The organism is Bacillus sp. TH22, from assembly GCF_016651015.1.
In the GTDB taxonomy this organism is placed as follows: domain Bacteria; phylum Bacillota; class Bacilli; order Bacillales; family Bacillaceae_G; genus Bacillus_A; species Bacillus_A mycoides.
In genome coordinates, this window is sequence record NZ_JAEKER010000001.1 from 3,044,562 (window position 1) to 3,062,500 (window position 17,939).

The window sequence follows — 17,939 nt, forward strand, 5'->3', positions numbered from 1 at the left end:
AGTTTTCAAAGAACATACCATTTGCTATATAAAATAGCTTTTTGGTGGAGCCTAGCGGGATCGAACCGCTGACCTCCTGCGTGCAAGGCAGGCGCTCTCCCAGCTGAGCTAAGGCCCCGTAAAATGTATGGTGGGCCTAAATGGACTCGAACCATCGACCTCACGCTTATCAGGCGTGCGCTCTAACCAGCTGAGCTATAGGCCCATACAAATTGCGGAATTTTTTTATATCATATTCCTATTTAAGAGTCAATACTTATATTGAACTCTCAAAACTAAACGAAAACGAAACACGGAAACTTATATTGATGAACAGTGTTCATCAATTCTCCATAGAAAGGAGGTGATCCAGCCGCACCTTCCGATACGGCTACCTTGTTACGACTTCACCCCAATCATCTGTCCCACCTTAGGCGGCTGGCTCCATAAAGGTTACCCCACCGACTTCGGGTGTTACAAACTCTCGTGGTGTGACGGGCGGTGTGTACAAGGCCCGGGAACGTATTCACCGCGGCATGCTGATCCGCGATTACTAGCGATTCCAGCTTCATGTAGGCGAGTTGCAGCCTACAATCCGAACTGAGAACGGTTTTATGAGATTAGCTCCACCTCGCGGTCTTGCAGCTCTTTGTACCGTCCATTGTAGCACGTGTGTAGCCCAGGTCATAAGGGGCATGATGATTTGACGTCATCCCCACCTTCCTCCGGTTTGTCACCGGCAGTCACCTTAGAGTGCCCAACTTAATGATGGCAACTAAGATCAAGGGTTGCGCTCGTTGCGGGACTTAACCCAACATCTCACGACACGAGCTGACGACAACCATGCACCACCTGTCACTCTGCTCCCGAAGGAGAAGCTCTATCTCTAGAGTTTTCAGAGGATGTCAAGACCTGGTAAGGTTCTTCGCGTTGCTTCGAATTAAACCACATGCTCCACCGCTTGTGCGGGCCCCCGTCAATTCCTTTGAGTTTCAGCCTTGCGGCCGTACTCCCCAGGCGGAGTGCTTAATGCGTTAACTTCAGCACTAAAGGGCGGAAACCCTCTAACACTTAGCACTCATCGTTTACGGCGTGGACTACCAGGGTATCTAATCCTGTTTGCTCCCCACGCTTTCGCGCCTCAGTGTCAGTTACAGACCAGAAAGTCGCCTTCGCCACTGGTGTTCCTCCATATCTCTACGCATTTCACCGCTACACATGGAATTCCACTTTCCTCTTCTGCACTCAAGTCTCCCAGTTTCCAATGACCCTCCACGGTTGAGCCGTGGGCTTTCACATCAGACTTAAGAAACCACCTGCGCGCGCTTTACGCCCAATAATTCCGGATAACGCTTGCCACCTACGTATTACCGCGGCTGTCGGCACGTAGTTAGCCGTGGCTTTCTGGTTAGGTACCGTCAAGGTGCCAGCCTTATTCAACTAGCACTTGTTCTTCCCTAACAACAGAGTTTTACGACCCGAAAGCCTTCATCACTCACGCGGCGTTGCTCCGTCAGACTTTCGTCCATTGCGGAAGATTCCCTACTGCTGCCTCCCGTAGGAGTCTGGGCCGTGTCTCAGTCCCAGTGTGGCCGATCACCCTCTCAGGTCGGCTACGCATCGTCGCCTTGGTGAGCCGTTACCTCACCAACTAGCTAATGCGACGCGGGTCCATCCATAAGTGACAGCCGAAGCCGCCTTTCAATTTCGAACTATGCAGTTCAAAATATTATCCGGTATTAGCCCCGGTTTCCCGGAGTTATCCCAGTCTTATGGGTAGGTTACCCACGTGTTACTCACCCGTCCGCCGCTAACTTCATAAGAGCAAGCTCTTAATCCATTCGCTCGACTTGCATGTATTAGGCACGCCGCCAGCGTTCATCCTGAGCCAGGATCAAACTCTCCAATAAAGTTAGTTTGTCTAGCATCTAAAAATAAAAATTGACGTTTCACGTTGTTTGTTTCGTTTAGTTTTCAAAGTTCAATGCCGCGTTTCAGCGACTTTTATAATTTAACATTTTGACTTGAATCTGTCAACAACTTTTTTCTTTCGTTCCTGACGACGCTTATTAATTTATCATATTACTAATCGATAAGTCAACGCTTTTTTAAAAAATGCCAAAATAAATTTATCTTGGCATTATATATAGCTTAATAATCACTAATGCAGCAACACCTGGCATCCCTAATAAACTTGATACTGTAGCTGTGCCCATGTTAATTGGAATATGAAAATCGAAATATGTCCCTGCAACATTCACAATAAATAGTAACGCTATACCTAAAGTGACATGAAAGAGTGCTTTCCCTATAAAACGTATTGGTTTAACAGAAACACCAAAAACAAGAAAAATAAAAACTAAAGAAAGAATGCCAACAATAATAATTGTAGAATTCATTTTTTCCTCCTTATGAATGACCTATACATATCCATTTGTATGGGACAAGACAAGAAAAAAGAACATCTATAACATAACTCCTACCACTTCATCTTTATAACCTTTAATCTAAGCACTAGCAATTAGATACAACTAATTCCATTCCCATTTTTTCTTTCTCCTCTTTATATCCCAAAAATAAAGTAGCCCTATTACTCACAAATAAATCGATAAAAAGTAAAAGGTCCCGCTTTAAAAAACAGGACCTTTTACCATTGTTCCATTTTCACAGGACGACGTTTTGCTTCTTTTAACAAGAAAAAATATTTCGCCTCTGCTATTTTTAAAGAACAAAGTACATCTTGAGACGGCTCAACGCTTTGTTCAACCAGTCTCTTCTGACGTAGCCATTCATTCTTTACCTTTTCTAATAATACAATTAACTTATCGTCATACTCTTTACGCAACTTACCCTTTTTTTGAAAGAACATTTTCCCTTCTCCTCTTATATCTCTCTACGGCCTTCTAAAGCTTTCGATAGTGTTACTTCATCTGCATATTCTAAATCTCCACCAACTGGCAGACCATGTGCAATACGAGTTACTTTAATTCCTGTTGGCTTTAAGAGGCGGGATATGTACATCGCTGTGGCTTCCCCTTCAATATTAGGGTTTGTTGCTAATATCACTTCTTGTACTGTTTCATCTTGCAGTCTCTTTAATAACTGCGGGATATTAATATCCTCTGGTCCAATTCCCTCCATTGGAGAAATGGCACCACGCAAAACATGATATACACCTTTATATTCTTTCATTTTTTCCATCGCAATTACATCTTTCGGCTCTTGTACTACACAAACAACCGATTGATCCCTATGCGAATCGTCACAAATATAACAAGGATCGCGGTCAGTGATATGTCCGCACACAGAACAATACGCTAAATCTCGCTTTGCATTCACAAGCGCTTTCGCAAAACCTAGTACATCATCCTCTTTCATATCTAACACGAAGAATGCCAATCGAACCGCTGTTTTCGGTCCGATTCCTGGCAACTTCATAAAACTATCAATTAATTTTGATATCGGTTCTGGATAATGCATATATCAATATCCTCCTAGAACATTCCACCTGGTAAGTTCATGCCTTTTGTAAATTTGCCCATTGTAGAGTTTGAAAGTTCATCAACCTTTTTAAGTGCATCATTCGTTGCAGCTAATACTAAGTCTTGTAACATTTCGATATCTTCTGGATCTACAACTTCTTCTTTAATTTTCACTTCAAGAACTTGCTTATGACCATTTGCAATAACAGTAACCATTCCGCCGCCAGCTGTACCTTCAACTGTTTTTTCGCCAAGCTCTTCTTGCGCCTTCGCCATGTCTTTTTGCATCTTTTGCATTTGTTTCATCATATTATTCATATTTCCCATTCCGCCACGCATCATAATTAATTCCTCCTCATTATTATTACTCTTTTATTTCAATAAGTTCTTGCCCTACTAATTTTACAGCCTCTTCTATAAGAGGATCTTCTTTTTGTTCTGGGCTTTCTTCAGAATCCCCGCCTTCGCGTTGTAAAAAGTCTTCACGAATTTTACCCCATTCACTTTTTGGGATAGCAATCATATTTAACCTTTTACTTAACAATTCAAAAAGAGTTTGTTCCAATGTATCCATCGCTTCTCGATTTTCACTAGCCATTTTGCAATGAATCTCATATTGAAATGCTAACACATAGGTATCATCCGAAGCCGCAACTGGTTCACTATTTTCTAATAAAACAGCAAATGCTACTTTGTTATGTGACTTGAGCCTTCCTAATAATTCGCCCCATACAGCTTTTAACTGTTCTAAATCTTGACGCTTCGCTTGCTTTAACACTTCATTCACACGTCCAACAGGAATTTTCATACTTCCTGTTCGTACCGGTTTTGGTGTTGCCCGCGTCTCTCTTACTTCCTGCTGAACACCAGCTGGCACACCATTCTTTTTAACTTGCTCTAACTCTTTCTCCAGCTGCTGCATCCTGTTCATAATCGCTTGTAAACGATCTGCGCCGTTTGCTTGCATCATAAACTGCTGACACAGTTGCACCATAACAACTTCCAAGAATATTCTTGGATGGTTTGTCCACTTCATCTCCTGTTGTCCCTTACTAAGGGTATGAATAATTTCATAGATTACTTCCGGTTGCATTTCTTCACTTAACGTACGGAATTGATCATCTACAATTACCCGTTCCAACATATGTTCTAATTGTGGTGAAGTTTGATATAAAAGCATATCACGATAGTAGTAAATGAAATCCTCCATAAAGCGAACTGGATCTTTCCCTTTACTCATCATCTCATCTATAATACGTAACGCTCTTGATACATCATTTTCACGTATACATTCTACCAGGTCACCCAAATATCGCTGAGATACAGATCCTGTTACAGCTAAAACATCTTCACTCGTCACCGTCTCATCACTATAAGAAATAGCTTGATCAATAAGACTGAGGGCATCACGCATACCACCTTCGGCGGCACGCGCTACGATTTGTAACGCTTCATCTTCTACTTGCGTACCTTCATTCGTCACGACCGTCGATAATCTCTCAACGATATCATTTACTGATATCTTTCGAAACTCAAAACGCTGACAACGCGAAATAATTGTAGCTGGAATTTTATGCGGTTCTGTTGTCGCCAGAATAAAAATAACATGTCCTGGCGGCTCTTCTAAAGTTTTCAAAAGCGCATTAAAGGCACCCATAGAAAGCATGTGAACTTCATCAATAATGTATACTTTATATCCTACAGCACTTGGAGCATATTTTACTTTATCTCTTATATCTCGAATTTCATCTACACCGTTATTTGAAGCCGCATCAATTTCTAATACATCTGAAATAGACCCTTGTGTAATTCCTAAACAAGAAGGACATTCATTACAAGGTTCAGCTACCGGGGCGTGTTCACAGTTAATTGCCTTTGCAAATACTTTTGCAATTGTCGTTTTCCCTGTTCCCCTCGGACCCGAAAACAAATAAGCATGTGAAGCTTTCTCTTGAAGAAGGGCATTTTGCAACGTTTTTGTCACGTGCTTTTGACCGACTACATCTTCGAATTTTTGCGGTCTCCATGTTCGGTATAACGCTTGGTATGACACGAAAATACGGCCTCCCTCAAAGGTTATTATCTTATTTATTATAACCCATTCTGTTTATAGATTCCAAAAGTTATTTTCCATACAAAAAACTCACCTTTATATAAAGGTGAGTTTTGTATACATATATAACTGCCGTGCACCTTCTGTCGATTACGTACCATAAGCGTTACTTAAGCAGTTAGCTCGGTTCAGGCACTCCTGCGGCACACGAGAAAACCCGCTTATTGCTGCTTCCTTCCGGACCTGACAAGGTTCACGGGGTCCCGTTGCGCAGGACCCAAACGTCAACACCACTTACTTAAGGCAGACCTTACAGCAGCATAACCTCGAGAAGGGATTCAGCCTCGCTAGAGCGGATTGCGAGTATAGGGCACCGCTACCTCCCCGCTTAGCACGGCAAAGTTAAAACCAATATTCGGTTGCCTTGGATAAGGCATTATCAGTATAACTTGTTTTTTTACAAAATGCAAATACGTTAGTTACCATTACTTTTCTCTAGTTTTTTCACTTCTTTTCTTTTCTTACGAAGCTCCCTAAAAAAAATCGTTAACAACGTACCACATTCCTCTTCAAGTACACCAGCCACTACTTCACACTGATGATTAAAACGCTCATCAGTTAAAAGATTCATCAACGTACCTGCACATCCACCTTTCGGATCGCTCGCACCATATACAACCCGTTTTATACGCGATAAAACAATTCCCCCTGCACACATTGGGCAAGGTTCTAATGTTACATATAACGTTGCATCTTCTAAACGCCATGTCCCTAATTTTTTGCAAGCTTCATCAATAGCTAAGAGTTCGGCGTGAGCTATTGATCTCTGTTCAGTTTCTCTTAAGTTATGTGCGACACTAATCACTTCACCATCTAGCACAATTACAGCACCAATTGGTACCTCTTGTATCGCCTCCGCCTTCTTCGCTTCCTCTATTGCTAACTGCATAAAATATATATCTCGCTCCATAATATAGTCCTTTCACCAAAAATAAAATACACTTTTTCATTTCTTGCAGGTGGGATAACTTTTACAAATTCAATCCAACCTAAAGAAGAAAGAGAGGGAATTACATATGAAAAATACTGCCTTACTCATTATCGATATGATTAATGATTTTCAATTCTCCCACGGACCCATCCTGGCACAGAAATGTGAAATTATAAAGAACCCCATTTTACAATTAAAGGACACCATGAAATCATTGGGCTATCCAATAATTTATGTCAATGATCACTATCAACTTTGGAGATCTGATATTGATCAACTTATCACCCATTGTACAAATGAGTATAGTAAAAATATTATCGAGGCCATTGCTCCGCATACTGACGATTACATTTTTATTAAACCACATTACTCTGCTTTTTATGAAACACCTTTGAATTCTTTATTAGGTTATTTAAAAATCGAAAATCTCATTTTAACAGGAATTGCCGGGAACATATGCATCCTTTTTACAGCTAATGATGCCCATATGAGAAATTATACACTTTATGTACCACGGGATTGCATCGCTTCTAATAACGAGCAAGATAATGAACATGCTTTAAAAATAATGGAAGCCACATTAAAGGCAAATATTGTACCGTCATCCCAAATAAAATTTAATTAATACATATCTATTTTCTAACTTTTTATATCAAATTAGTCCGCTCGCTCCCCTCTTGTGCTACAATAATTCTGTTTTGTGTTTTTAGTAGTCACGGTAAATCACTGATTGAAAGGAGGAAACAGCGTGACCGGAGTACCATTTATCACGGTTGAAGGACCAATTGGTGTTGGAAAAACTTCACTTGCGAAGGAACTTTCAACTCACATGCAACTCCACTTACTAAAAGAGATTGTTGATGAAAATCCTTTTTTAGGAAAATTCTACGAAGACATCGACGAATGGAGTTTTCAAACAGAGATGTTCTTTCTTTGTAATAGATACAAACAACTAGAGGATATTAACATAAAGTATTTGAATCAAAGAAAGCCTGTAGTAGCAGATTATCATATATTTAAAAATTTAATTTTTGCATCCCGTACATTAAAAGATTCTCAATATGACAAGTACATGCAAATTTATCGCATTCTTACGCAAGATATGCCTGTGCCAAATGTCATCGTTTATTTAACAGCGAGCCTAGAAACATTACAAAAACGAATTGCCATGCGCGGAAGAGAATTCGAAAAAAATATGGATCCAAATTACTTGCTACAGCTTACAAAAGATTACGAAACAGCAATGGATGCTTTCAAAAAGGACCATCCAGATATTCCAGTATTGAAATTTAATGGAGACGATATGGATTTTGTAAGAAATCATGATGATTTAAATGTCATCTTATCAGCTCTTCAAAATACTCTCTTGAAGGAGTCGAAATAACAATGAATTTAAGGCAAAAATATGATATACCAAATGATGCAGTTATCACTATTGCTGGAACAGTAGGTGTCGGTAAATCAACTATGACAACTGCATTGGCTAACGTTTTAGGTTATCGCACATCTTTTGAAAAAGTAGATTCCAACCCATATTTGGACAAGTTCTATGCCGATTTCACACGCTGGAGCTTTCACTTACAAGTGTACTTTTTAGCAGAACGATTTAAAGAACAAAAAAGAATTTTCGAATATGGTGGCGGTTTTGTTCAAGACCGTTCTATCTATGAGGACACTGGTATTTTCGCAAAAATGCATTACGAAAAGGGTACAATGACTGAAACTGATTATGAAACATACAAAGGTTTATTTGATGCTATGGTCATGACTCCTTACTTCCCTCATCCAGACTTATTAATTTACCTAGAAGGTTCTTTTGATGATATTGTCGATCGCATTCAAGAACGAGGACGTCCCATGGAGCAGCAAACACCAATTGAATATTGGAAAGAGATGCATGGACGTTACGATAACTGGATTAATAACTTTAATTCATGCCCTGTTTTACGATTAAACATTAATGAATACGATATTTTAAAAGATGGTGATTCAATCGAACCAATCATTAAAAAAATTGGACATTTTTTAAAACAAACACGTAAACTTGTAAAATAAAAAACCCGTGCATATGCACGGGTTTTCCTATGAAATTACTTTTTCTTTTTTGTCGGAGCAATAATTTCACTCTCTGGCTTTCCAGCATTAATACGCTGACGAACAGTACTCGTACTAATATCATATGTTTCAGCAATCTCTTTAACAGTCAATTCTTTCCCATTAATTACTGCTGTTAGTAATTTCCCTGTACGTTTTGGAGTTACTTCTTTTTGCACAGCTGGTTTTTCAGCTTCTTTTGGTACCTCTACTTTTTTTGCAACCTGTTTTACATCACAAGTGCAACCACAAAGTTTACGGAATGTATCATCACTTATAATGCGCGACACATTTGCACCACTGTTTAAAATTCTATTGTTCTTACAGACAGGACATTGTACATAATATAAAGTTTTTCCATCTAAAGGAAACGTTTGTATAATAAGATCCATGTTAACTCCTTTCATATCTATGAAGATAATCATCGGAATATGAGTGTGTAATAAGGACACTATATCCTTACATCATACTTTATGATTGGTTTTAAAATAAAAACTCGTTACGTGTTGGTAACGAGTTCTCCAATCTCCACTTATATGCGCTGTTGTCAATTATATCTGGAGGAGGTAGAGGGATTCGAACCCCCGCGCGACTCTCGCCGCCTGTCGGTTTTCAAGACCGATCCCTTCAGCCAGACTTGGGTATACCTCCATATTGACATCAAATATAATATCAAAAGAAAAACAGTTAGTCAACCCTACTATAATAAATTATGAGGAAAGGAAAATTTTACTTCCCCTCTCCTTTATGACACTGCTGACAACGTCCATAATTACCAATCACTCATACCGATGAATGTTTTAACTTATTTAATAACTGTTTTTCCTCCCATATAAGGGCGAAGAACTTCTGGAATTATAATTGTACCATCTTCTTGTTGGTAGTTCTCTAAAATAGCTGCCACTGTACGTCCAATTGCAAGACCAGATCCATTTAGTGTATGAACATGTTCCGGTTTGCCATTTGGCTCACGACGGAAACGGATATTCGCGCGTCTCGCTTGGAATGCCTCAAAATTACTACAAGAAGAAATTTCACGATATGTACCATAGCTTGGAATCCATACTTCAATATCGTATTTCTTCGCTGCTGTAAATCCTAAATCTCCTGTACACATGCTCATAACACGATATGGCAACTCTAATAATTGTAACACGCGCTCTGCATCATTTGTTAATTTTTCTAACTCTTCGTAAGAATCTTCTGGTTTCACGAACTTCACAAGTTCAACTTTATTAAATTGGTGTTGGCGAATTAAACCACGTGTATCACGACCAGCTGAACCTGCTTCAGAACGGAAGCATGAGCTAAACGCAGCATATCGTATCGGCAATTGCTCTTTACTCACAATCTCATCACGATGCATATTCGTTACAGGTACTTCAGCTGTTGGGATTAGGAAATAATCTTCACTTTCAATACGGAATGCATCTTCTTCAAACTTCGGAAGTTGTCCTGTTCCTGTCATACTTGCACGGTTTACCATATAAGGAGGCAATACTTCCTCATATCCATGCTCATCAGTATGAAGGTCAAGCATAAAGCTAATCAAAGCACGTTCTAATCTTGCACCAGCACCTTTGTAAAATACAAATCGGCTTCCTGTTACTTTCCCAGCACGTTCAAAATCTAAAATCCCTAAATCAGTAGCAAGGTCCCAATGTGGTTTTGGCTCATAAGTAAATTCTTTCACTTCTCCCCAAGTACGTGCTACTACGTTATCATCCTCTGTTTCACCTATTGGGGCAGATTCATGAGGGATATTTGGGATAGATAGCATTAATCTTTCTAAATCTTCTTCAACTGTACGAAGCTCATTATCAAGATCTTTTACTTTTTCCCCAACTTCACGCATTTCTAGAATTAGAGCTTCCGCATCTTTCTTTTCACGCTTTAATACTGAAATTTGTTGAGATACTTCGTTACGTTTACTTTTTAGTTCTTCTGTTTGAACAAGTAGCTCTCTTCTTCTCGTATCAAGTTCTTCAAAGCGACCAAAATCCGTTAAATCTTCGCCTCTATGCTGTAATTTTGCTTTTACTTCTTCAAAATTCGTACGTAAAAATTTAATATCAAGCATTATATACTCCTCCTTTTATTTTATAAAACACAAAAAACTCCCGTCCCTATACAAAGGGACGGGAGTTAACCCGCGTTGCCACCCTAGTTGAAAGCATTACCGCTTTCCTCTCAAGTAGAAATAACGGCTCTTCACCGGGAATGTTTACTAATCAAAAGATATTCCACATTCCATTCCAGGATGGATTCACAAACTGTTTCTATCGATTTCCACCAACCATCGACTCTCTATAAGAAACAACATTTGTTACTACTTCCTATCAACACGCTTATTTTATAAAATTGTTATCATCAATTTACTATAATCTTATACAAGTTGCAAGTTACTTATACAACTTTTTTCATTTTCGCTTCTTTTACCATTTCTACAAAGTATGCTGTTACACGATGATCATCCGTTAATTCCGGATGGAAAGAAGCAGCTAAAAACGGCCCTTGCCTTACCGCTACCATTCGCTCGCCATGCATAGAAAGTACTTCAACATCATCAGCTACATTTACAACATACGGAGCACGGATAAATACACCAACAAAGTCTTCTCCCACACCTTTCATTGAAAGTGCAGCTTCAAAACTATCTTTTTGGCGTCCGAACGCATTGCGCTCAACCGTAATATCCATAGCACCAATATGTGCTTCTTCATAGCCAATAAGTGTTTTCGCAAGAAGAATCATTCCTGCACATGTACCAAACATTGGTTTACCAGACTTCGCAAATGTACGAAGAGGCTCCATGAAAGCATACTTATCAATAAGACGGCGCATTGTTGTACTTTCACCGCCTGGTAAAATAAGACCATCAATCTCTTCAAGTTGCTCTATACGCTTTACAACAACAGCTTCTGCACCACTTGCCTCAACTGATTTTACATGCTCACGAACTGCACCTTGAAGACCTAGTACACCGATTTTCACCATTTTAAAGATCTCCTTTAATTACCATCCACGCTCTTGCATGCGTTGTTCTGGTAATAACGTTGAAATTTCGATACCTTTCATTGCATTACCTAATCCTTTAGAAAGGCTTGCAATTAGTTCGTAATCTTCATAATGAGTCGTTGCTTCAACGATTGCACGTGCAAATTTCTCTGGGTTCTCTGATTTGAAGATACCAGATCCAACAAATACACCATCAGCACCAAGTTGCATCATTAACGCTGCATCTGCTGGTGTTGCTACACCACCTGCTGCAAAGTTTACAACTGGCAGGCGACCAAGGCGTTTAATTTCAAGTAGTACTTCATAAGGAGCACCAGTATTTTTTGCATATGTCATTAACTCATCTTCACGTAGACTTGCAACTTGACGGATTTCTGCATTGACTTGGCGCATATGACGCACCGCCTCTACAATGTTTCCTGTTCCAGGTTCACCTTTTGTACGAAGCATAGCTGCACCTTCTGCAATACGACGTGCAGCTTCTCCGATATCGCGGCAACCACATACAAACGGAACTGTGTAATCACGTTTATTTAAATGGTATACTTCATCAGCAGGAGTCAATACTTCACTCTCATCGATATAGTCTACCCCTAATGATTCTAATACACGTGCTTCTACAAGGTGACCGATACGACATTTTGCCATAACCGGAATTGATACAGCACCCATAACTTCTTCAACAATTGTTGGATCTGCCATACGAGAAACGCCACCTGCTGCACGAATATCTGCAGGTACACGCTCTAATGCCATAACAGCAACTGCGCCTGCCTCTTCTGCAATCCTTGCTTGCTCAGCGTTAACTACGTCCATAATAACGCCGCCTTTTTGCATTTCTGCCATTCCACGTTTTACACGTTCTGTCCCTGTTACATTTGTCATGTACAAAAACCCCCCTAGGTGAATTGCTTTCCCCGTTAAAGAAGAAAATTAAGAATACTCTTACATTCTACCACTAACTATCTGATGCTTGTCCACTACTTTTTCATAAAGTCGGTATGAAAAATAGGAATAAGAAAAAGCCCCTACAATGAGGAGCTTTTAAAACCAACCTTTTACTGTATCAATAGCACCATTCCACATACCACTAAAGAAAGAACCAATTCCGCGCATAGAACGTGTAAACCAGCCTGCCTCTTCTACTTCAGATTTTGTTACAAGGTCTACTTGTAATGATTTTCCTGATAAAAATCCAGGATCATTACTATCTTTAGACGTTACAACCATTTGTCCAAGTGCAACTCCCTTTTTCAGAGGTGCTTCTTGTCCCTTATTGCCTTCTTTAAATTCTGTTTTATAAACGTCTTTACTTCCCTTTGGCACCGGAAGTGAAACAGCTTGCTTCGTTTGAACTGCTACATCTTTATCTTTCGCATGTTCAACTCTTACTGTTTCTTTTCCTTTGACCGAAGAACCTTTTTCATACATTTTCTTCATTTCAAAGTTAGCAAAGCCATAATCATATAATTTCTTCGTCTCATCGAAACGCGCTGTATGAGAACTTGTTTTAATAACTACAGAAATAAAACGCATACCGTTTCGTTCAACCGTACCAGTGAAGCAGTCCCCTGCTTCTGGAGTTGATCCTGTTTTTAGACCATCTACTCCGTCATATTCTTTAACTAAACCCTTTAACATCCAGTTCCAGTTCGACATCCCAAATTTCTCTTTTTCGGGACGGAAAACTTTTTTCGGGATTTTTGCTGTATCTAACACTTTTGGATAATCTTTAATTAAATGTTGCGCTAAAGTTGCAACATCCTTCGCAGACATTTTATTTTCTTCATCCGGTGTTGTACCTTCAGGATGCATCCCTTTTAAATCTTTGTTCGTTAAACCCGTAGAATTAACAAATTTATAATTTTTCAATCCTAGTTCTTTCGCTTTATCATTCATCATTTTTACGAAATCTACTTCTTTACCTGCAATTGCTTCTGCTAATGCAATTGTTGCACCATTTGCAGAAAAGATTGCCATTGCCTCGTATAACTCTTTTACTGTATACAGGCCACCATTTTCTAATGCAACATTTGATAATGAAGCATCTTGTGAAATCTTATATGCATATTCAGAAACCTTAATTTTTTGATCCCACTTAAGTTTTCCTTTATCCACTGCTTCATGAACTAAATATTCACTCATCATCTTTGTCATACTAGCAATTGATAATAATTCATCTGCATTCTTTTGATATACAATTTTTCCAGAATTCGCTTCAACTAAAATCGCTGCACCTGCTTCAATGTTTAAAGCAGCTCCTGTTTCTGCTGATGCATTGCTATATGGTGCAAACATGCCAAAAGCTAGTGCAAGCACTGTTACCAACGCAATGAATCTTTTGCAAAACATACCTTTCACTTTTGCTACCCCCAATATCTATGTACTCACATAACCGTTATTCTAACATAATCAAAAAAAAATAGACAGAGATATCAAATCTCTGTCTATTTGTATATAAGACATTACAATGAGTAGTTTGGAGCCTCTTTTGTAATCTGTACGTGATGAGGATGGCTTTCACGTAAACCTGCACCTGACATACGAATGAACTGTGCATTCTCACGTAAGAATTCTAAATTCTGCGCTCCGCAATATCCCATACCTGCACGTAATCCACCAACTAATTGATGAACTGTATCTGCTAAAGGTCCTTTATATGGTACGCGTCCTTCAATACCTTCAGGAACAAGTTTTTTGTTTCCTTCTTGGAAGTAACGATCTTTACTTCCTTTTTCCATCGCTCCAACAGAACCCATACCACGATATACTTTAAATTGGCGACCTTGGTAAATTTCAGTTTCTCCAGGGCTTTCAGCAACACCAGCAAACATACTACCTAGCATAACAACGTGTGCTCCTGCTGCTAAAGCTTTAACCATATCACCAGAGTACTTAACACCGCCATCAGCAATAACTGGAATACCGTGTTTACGAGCTTCTGTTGCACAATCATAAACTGCTGTTAATTGTGGTACACCAACACCAGCTACAACACGCGTTGTACAAATAGAACCTGGTCCAATACCAACTTTAACTACGTTTGCACCAGCCTCAATTAATGCTTTCGTTGCTTCAGCTGTAGCAACATTTCCAGCGATAATATTTAGTGCTGGATATTTCGCACGAACTTCTTTTACTTTTTCAATAACACCTTTAGAATGCCCATGAGCTGTATCAAGTACAATTGCATCTACACTAGCTTTTACTAATGCATCGATACGAAGCATAGCATCAGCCGTTACACCAACAGCTGCTCCAACTAATAAGCGTCCTTGCTTATCTTTAGCAGAGTTTGGGAATTCAATTACTTTTTCAATATCTTTTATTGTAATAAGCCCTTGTAATACGCCGTTATTATCAACAAGAGGGAGCTTTTCAATTTTATACTTTTGTAGGATTTTTTCAGCTTCTTCCAGTGTAGTACCAACTGGAGCTGTAATTAACTGTTCTTTTGTCATTACGTCAGAAATTTTGATTGAGTAGTCTTGGATGAAACGCATATCACGGTTTGTAATAATACCAACTAATTTTCGCTCATCTAAATTATTTACAACTGGTACACCTGAGATACGATATTTTCCCATAAGATGTTCTGCATCATATACTTGATGTTCTGGAGTTAAGAAGAAAGGATCTGAAATAACGCCGCTTTCAGAGCGCTTTACTTTATCAACTTGCTCTGCTTGTTGCTCAATAGACATATTCTTATGAATAATTCCTAAACCGCCTTGGCGAGCCATTGCAATAGCCATGTCAGCTTCTGTTACTGTATCCATTCCTGCACTAATTAACGGGATGTTTAGCTGTAAGCTTTCAGATAAAACTGTTTTAACACTTACTTCTCTTGGTAATATATCTGACCTCGCTGGTACAAGTAATACATCATCAAAAGTCAAACCTTCTTTAACAAATTTAGATTCCCACATAATTGTTCCCCCCATGATACCAGAAATTATTATTAGTAGCTTATCAATTGGTTAAAATACTGTCAAGGACGTATATATATGTTAGAATTTTTAGACAATAAAAGGAGCGTAATATATGCATCAAACACATTGTACTTGGCAGCAATTAAGTTTCTTTTTTTCATCTCAAAATGTACAACGTTATCTTGCCCGTTGTTATGAAAAATCCTCCATACAAGATGCTGAAAAAAAAAGTTTTGAAAACTGTTATCCCTTTATTTACTACTTAGAACACGGGAAAAATTATTATGAATTATATAAGGTGGCCCCCTTTTCGATTCAGCCAATGTTGTTATTTTATGGAATTAGCCAACTGTTTAAAGCTTGCTTGTTAACTATTGATCCTAACTATCCAGAATCAACTACTGTTTTAGCTCACGGCGTTACGACTCGTAAACGAAAAAAACAGGGGTATCAATTTTTAGAAGATGAGGTGAAAATACAGAAAAACGGATTGTTTACTCACGTTGCAGAACAACTGTTTCACATGAAACACTTAGAAGCGGAGAAGTTTAATATGTTAGAGCTAATGGGGAATATTCCTGAATTACAAAATTTGTTGCGCTATAGTCAAAAAGTATCAACTTTATATAAGATCGATTCAACAAATAAAAATGAGCTCTCCTTTTCAGTCAATATATTAGATCGACTACATATGACTAAAGAGCGATTTTCTCGTTACATCGAAACAACTTGTAAGCATTTATCAATACAACACGTACCTGAGAAAAATAATGAATTAAATTTGTTTTTTTCGGCACCTATTCAATCATGGAATCCTATGTATAGTACACCTTTATACTACGAGCATCTTACTGACACTTATTATTTACCACTTACGACTGACCCTAGAAACTCTAAGCCAGTGTTGCCTGAGCTTCTTGTTCATTATTTATTACTCTATAATTTAAGTATGATTTCTAGGTATGAAACGGATTGGTGGTATGACTTACTTGGAAGTTATGGATCTGAAGATTATCCGTTTATTTATCAATTTCTCAATATTTCTGCTCAAAAAATCCCTTACTATATTTCAGCATTTTTACTAACGGAATCCAACCTATTTCATGGGAAATAAAAAAAACACGAGTCAAATGACTCGTGTTTTTATCTTGCTTGGCGACGTCCTACTCTCACAGGGACAAGGTCCCAACTACCATCGGCGCTAGAGAGCTTAACTTCCGTGTTCGGTATGGGAACGGGTGTGACCTCTCTGCCATCATCACCAAACTATGAAGGTATATTCCTTCAAAACTAGATAACATTTGCTTCATATTATATGGTTAAGTCCTCGATCTATTAGTATTCGTCAGCTCCACATGTCACCATGCTTCCACCTCGAACCTATCAACCTGATCATCTTTCAGGGATCTTACTAGCTTACGCTATGGGAAATCTCATCTTGAGGGGGGCTTCATGCTTAGATGCTTTCAGCACTTATCCCTTCCGCACATAGCTACCCAGCTATGCCCTTGGCAGAACAACTGGTACACCAGCGGTGCGTCCATCCCGGTCCTCTCGTACTAAGGACAGCTCCTCTCAAATTTCCTGCGCCCACGACGGATAGGGACCGAACTGTCTCACGACGTTCTGAACCCAGCTCGCGTACCGCTTTAATGGGCGAACAGCCCAACCCTTGGGACCGACTACAGCCCCAGGATGCGATGAGCCGACATCGAGGTGCCAAACCTCCCCGTCGATGTGGACTCTTGGGGGAGATAAGCCTGTTATCCCCGGGGTAGCTTTTATCCGTTGAGCGATGGCCCTTCCATGCGGAACCACCGGATCACTAAGCCCGACTTTCGTCCCTGCTCGACTTGTAGGTCTCGCAGTCAAGCTCCCTTATGCCTTTGCACTCTACGAATGATTTCCAACCATTCTGAGGGAACCTTTGGGCGCCTCCGTTACACTTTAGGAGGCGACCGCCCCAGTCAAACTGCCCACCTGACACTGTCTCCCGGGTCGATAAGACCCGTAGGTTAGAATTTCAATACAGTCAGGGCGGTATCCCACCAGCGCCTCCACCGAAGCTAGCGCTCCGGTTTCAATGGCTCCCGCCTATCCTGTACAAACTGTACCAAAATTCAATATCAGGCTACAGTAAAGCTCCACGGGGTCTTTCCGTCCTGTCGCGGGTAACCTGCATCTTCACAGGTACTATAATTTCACCGAGTCTCTGGTTGAGACAGTGCCCAAATCGTTACACCTTTCGTGCGGGTCGGAACTTACCCGACAAGGAATTTCGCTACCTTAGGACCGTTATAGTTACGGCCGCCGTTTACTGGGGCTTCAGTTCAGAGCTTCGCTTACGCTAACCCCTCTCCTTAACCTTCCGGACACCGGGCAGGTGTCAG

The 17,939-nt window shown here is 39.7% G+C and carries 16 protein-coding genes, 3 tRNA genes, 3 rRNA genes, 1 other RNA gene and 1 other annotated feature (1 of these 24 only partly in view); of the genes, 4 read left to right on the plus strand and 19 right to left on the minus strand.

Annotated features, from left to right (window positions below; translation table 11 throughout):
- Window positions 1-42 precede the first annotated feature (42 nt).
- The 10 genes from JFU18_RS15470 to tadA all read right to left on the minus strand — a co-directional run bounded on the left by JFU18_RS15470 (window position 43) and on the right by tadA (window position 6,484).
- A tRNA-Ala gene (locus JFU18_RS15470) sits at window positions 43-118 on the minus strand.
- 10 nt (window positions 119-128) lie between these two features.
- Window positions 129-205, minus strand: a tRNA-Ile gene (locus JFU18_RS15475).
- Window positions 206-336: 131 nt separating this feature from the next.
- A 16S ribosomal RNA gene (locus JFU18_RS15480) occupies window positions 337-1,889 on the minus strand.
- A gap of 219 nt (window positions 1,890-2,108) precedes the next feature.
- A complete protein-coding gene (locus tag JFU18_RS15485) occupies window positions 2,109-2,378 on the minus strand; it encodes a pro-sigmaK processing inhibitor BofA family protein (protein ID WP_201032237.1) in 270 nt (89 codons plus the stop codon).
- Window positions 2,379-2,626: 248 nt separating this feature from the next.
- The gene (locus tag JFU18_RS15490) at window positions 2,627-2,848 is read right to left on the minus strand and encodes a YaaL family protein (RefSeq protein WP_002009631.1); all 222 of its coding nucleotides are present in this window, start codon (window positions 2,846-2,848) and stop codon (window positions 2,627-2,629) included.
- A gap of 14 nt (window positions 2,849-2,862) precedes the next feature.
- The gene (gene recR / locus JFU18_RS15495; protein ID WP_085308546.1) at window positions 2,863-3,459 is read right to left on the minus strand and encodes a recombination protein RecR; all 597 of its coding nucleotides are present in this window, start codon (window positions 3,457-3,459) and stop codon (window positions 2,863-2,865) included.
- A gap of 14 nt (window positions 3,460-3,473) precedes the next feature.
- Window positions 3,474-3,800 (minus strand): YbaB/EbfC family nucleoid-associated protein, encoded by a 327-nt coding sequence (locus tag JFU18_RS15500; RefSeq protein WP_170935248.1) that lies wholly within the window; start codon window positions 3,798-3,800, stop codon window positions 3,474-3,476.
- A 25-nt stretch (window positions 3,801-3,825) separates the two neighbouring features.
- A complete protein-coding gene (gene dnaX, locus JFU18_RS15505) occupies window positions 3,826-5,514 on the minus strand; it encodes a DNA polymerase III subunit gamma/tau (RefSeq protein ID WP_002029302.1) in 1,689 nt (562 codons plus the stop codon).
- Window positions 5,515-5,646: 132 nt separating this feature from the next.
- Window positions 5,647-5,911: signal recognition particle sRNA large type (gene ffs / locus JFU18_RS15510), an RNA gene on the minus strand.
- A 78-nt stretch (window positions 5,912-5,989) separates the two neighbouring features.
- Window positions 5,990-6,484 carry a tRNA adenosine(34) deaminase TadA gene (gene tadA / locus JFU18_RS15515; RefSeq protein ID WP_002063356.1) on the minus strand — a complete coding sequence of 165 codons (495 nt, stop codon included), beginning with the start codon at window positions 6,482-6,484 and terminating at the stop codon, window positions 5,990-5,992.
- Between the two features lie 106 nt (window positions 6,485-6,590).
- Between tadA and JFU18_RS15520 the strand changes: the two genes are divergently transcribed.
- The 3 genes from JFU18_RS15520 (at window position 6,591) to JFU18_RS15530 (ending at window position 8,560) form a co-directional block, all read left to right on the plus strand.
- Complete coding sequence (locus JFU18_RS15520) at window positions 6,591-7,130, plus strand: cysteine hydrolase family protein (RefSeq protein ID WP_002130738.1); 540 nt, start codon at window positions 6,591-6,593, stop codon at window positions 7,128-7,130.
- A gap of 123 nt (window positions 7,131-7,253) precedes the next feature.
- Window positions 7,254-7,889: a deoxynucleoside kinase gene (locus JFU18_RS15525; protein WP_002170085.1), complete on the plus strand. Its 636-nt coding sequence runs from the start codon at window positions 7,254-7,256 to the stop codon at window positions 7,887-7,889.
- A 2-nt stretch (window positions 7,890-7,891) separates the two neighbouring features.
- The gene (locus tag JFU18_RS15530) at window positions 7,892-8,560 is read left to right on the plus strand and encodes a deoxynucleoside kinase (protein WP_085308541.1); all 669 of its coding nucleotides are present in this window, start codon (window positions 7,892-7,894) and stop codon (window positions 8,558-8,560) included.
- 35 nt (window positions 8,561-8,595) lie between these two features.
- Here JFU18_RS15530 and JFU18_RS15535 read toward each other — a convergent pair whose 3' ends face one another.
- From JFU18_RS15535 to guaB, 7 genes are all read right to left on the minus strand, one after another.
- Window positions 8,596-8,991, minus strand: coding sequence for a sigma factor-like helix-turn-helix DNA-binding protein (locus JFU18_RS15535; protein WP_002029297.1), 396 nt, complete (start codon window positions 8,989-8,991; stop codon window positions 8,596-8,598).
- 166 nt (window positions 8,992-9,157) lie between these two features.
- A tRNA-Ser gene (locus JFU18_RS15540) sits at window positions 9,158-9,250 on the minus strand.
- Window positions 9,251-9,404: 154 nt separating this feature from the next.
- A complete protein-coding gene (serS, locus tag JFU18_RS15545; protein ID WP_002009617.1) occupies window positions 9,405-10,679 on the minus strand; it encodes a serine--tRNA ligase in 1,275 nt (424 codons plus the stop codon).
- Between the two features lie 51 nt (window positions 10,680-10,730).
- Window positions 10,731-10,951 (minus strand) — a binding site (T-box leader).
- Window positions 10,952-11,005: 54 nt separating this feature from the next.
- Window positions 11,006-11,596: a pyridoxal 5'-phosphate synthase glutaminase subunit PdxT gene (pdxT, locus tag JFU18_RS15550; RefSeq protein ID WP_002063361.1), complete on the minus strand. Its 591-nt coding sequence runs from the start codon at window positions 11,594-11,596 to the stop codon at window positions 11,006-11,008.
- An 18-nt stretch (window positions 11,597-11,614) separates the two neighbouring features.
- On the minus strand, window positions 11,615-12,502 hold the full coding sequence (pdxS, locus tag JFU18_RS15555; RefSeq protein WP_002009615.1) for a pyridoxal 5'-phosphate synthase lyase subunit PdxS: 888 nt from the start codon (window positions 12,500-12,502) through the stop codon (window positions 11,615-11,617).
- A gap of 159 nt (window positions 12,503-12,661) precedes the next feature.
- On the minus strand, window positions 12,662-13,969 hold the full coding sequence (locus JFU18_RS15560; protein ID WP_201032292.1) for a serine hydrolase: 1,308 nt from the start codon (window positions 13,967-13,969) through the stop codon (window positions 12,662-12,664).
- A gap of 113 nt (window positions 13,970-14,082) precedes the next feature.
- Window positions 14,083-15,546 carry an IMP dehydrogenase gene (gene guaB, locus JFU18_RS15565; RefSeq protein WP_002107266.1) on the minus strand — a complete coding sequence of 488 codons (1,464 nt, stop codon included), beginning with the start codon at window positions 15,544-15,546 and terminating at the stop codon, window positions 14,083-14,085.
- Window positions 15,547-15,661: 115 nt separating this feature from the next.
- Here guaB and JFU18_RS15570 point away from each other — a divergent pair, with 115 nt between their 5' ends.
- Complete coding sequence (locus JFU18_RS15570) at window positions 15,662-16,663, plus strand: YaaC family protein (RefSeq protein WP_002009610.1); 1,002 nt, start codon at window positions 15,662-15,664, stop codon at window positions 16,661-16,663.
- Between the two features lie 36 nt (window positions 16,664-16,699).
- Here JFU18_RS15570 and rrf read toward each other — a convergent pair.
- Window positions 16,700-16,815, minus strand: a 5S ribosomal RNA gene (rrf, locus tag JFU18_RS15575).
- Between the two features lie 49 nt (window positions 16,816-16,864).
- Window positions 16,865-17,939 (minus strand): 23S ribosomal RNA (locus tag JFU18_RS15580) (it continues 1,848 nt past the right edge of the window).

What these genes read in the sequence shown, in the direction of transcription:
- tadA (WP_002063356.1), bottom strand. Translation starts at nt 6,484, where the DNA reads ATGGAGCGAGATATATATTTTATGCAGTTAGCAATAGAGGAAGCGAAG.
- JFU18_RS15535 (WP_002029297.1), bottom strand. Translation starts at nt 8,991, where the DNA reads ATGGATCTTATTATACAAACGTTTCCTTTAGATGGAAAAACTTTATAT.
- JFU18_RS15560 (WP_201032292.1), bottom strand. Translation starts at nt 13,969, where the DNA reads ATGTTTTGCAAAAGATTCATTGCGTTGGTAACAGTGCTTGCACTAGCT.
- recR (WP_085308546.1), bottom strand. Translation starts at nt 3,459, where the DNA reads ATGCATTATCCAGAACCGATATCAAAATTAATTGATAGTTTTATGAAG.
- guaB (WP_002107266.1), bottom strand. Translation starts at nt 15,546, where the DNA reads ATGTGGGAATCTAAATTTGTTAAAGAAGGTTTGACTTTTGATGATGTA.
- JFU18_RS15500 (WP_170935248.1), bottom strand. Translation starts at nt 3,800, where the DNA reads ATGCGTGGCGGAATGGGAAATATGAATAATATGATGAAACAAATGCAA.
- serS (WP_002009617.1), bottom strand. Translation starts at nt 10,679, where the DNA reads ATGCTTGATATTAAATTTTTACGTACGAATTTTGAAGAAGTAAAAGCA.
- JFU18_RS15485 (WP_201032237.1), bottom strand. Translation starts at nt 2,378, where the DNA reads ATGAATTCTACAATTATTATTGTTGGCATTCTTTCTTTAGTTTTTATT.
- JFU18_RS15520 (WP_002130738.1), top strand. Translation starts at nt 6,591, where the DNA reads ATGAAAAATACTGCCTTACTCATTATCGATATGATTAATGATTTTCAA.
- JFU18_RS15570 (WP_002009610.1), top strand. Translation starts at nt 15,662, where the DNA reads ATGCATCAAACACATTGTACTTGGCAGCAATTAAGTTTCTTTTTTTCA.
- JFU18_RS15530 (WP_085308541.1), top strand. Translation starts at nt 7,892, where the DNA reads ATGAATTTAAGGCAAAAATATGATATACCAAATGATGCAGTTATCACT.
- JFU18_RS15490 (WP_002009631.1), bottom strand. Translation starts at nt 2,848, where the DNA reads ATGTTCTTTCAAAAAAAGGGTAAGTTGCGTAAAGAGTATGACGATAAG.
- pdxT (WP_002063361.1), bottom strand. Translation starts at nt 11,596, where the DNA reads ATGGTGAAAATCGGTGTACTAGGTCTTCAAGGTGCAGTTCGTGAGCAT.
- pdxS (WP_002009615.1), bottom strand. Translation starts at nt 12,502, where the DNA reads ATGACAAATGTAACAGGGACAGAACGTGTAAAACGTGGAATGGCAGAA.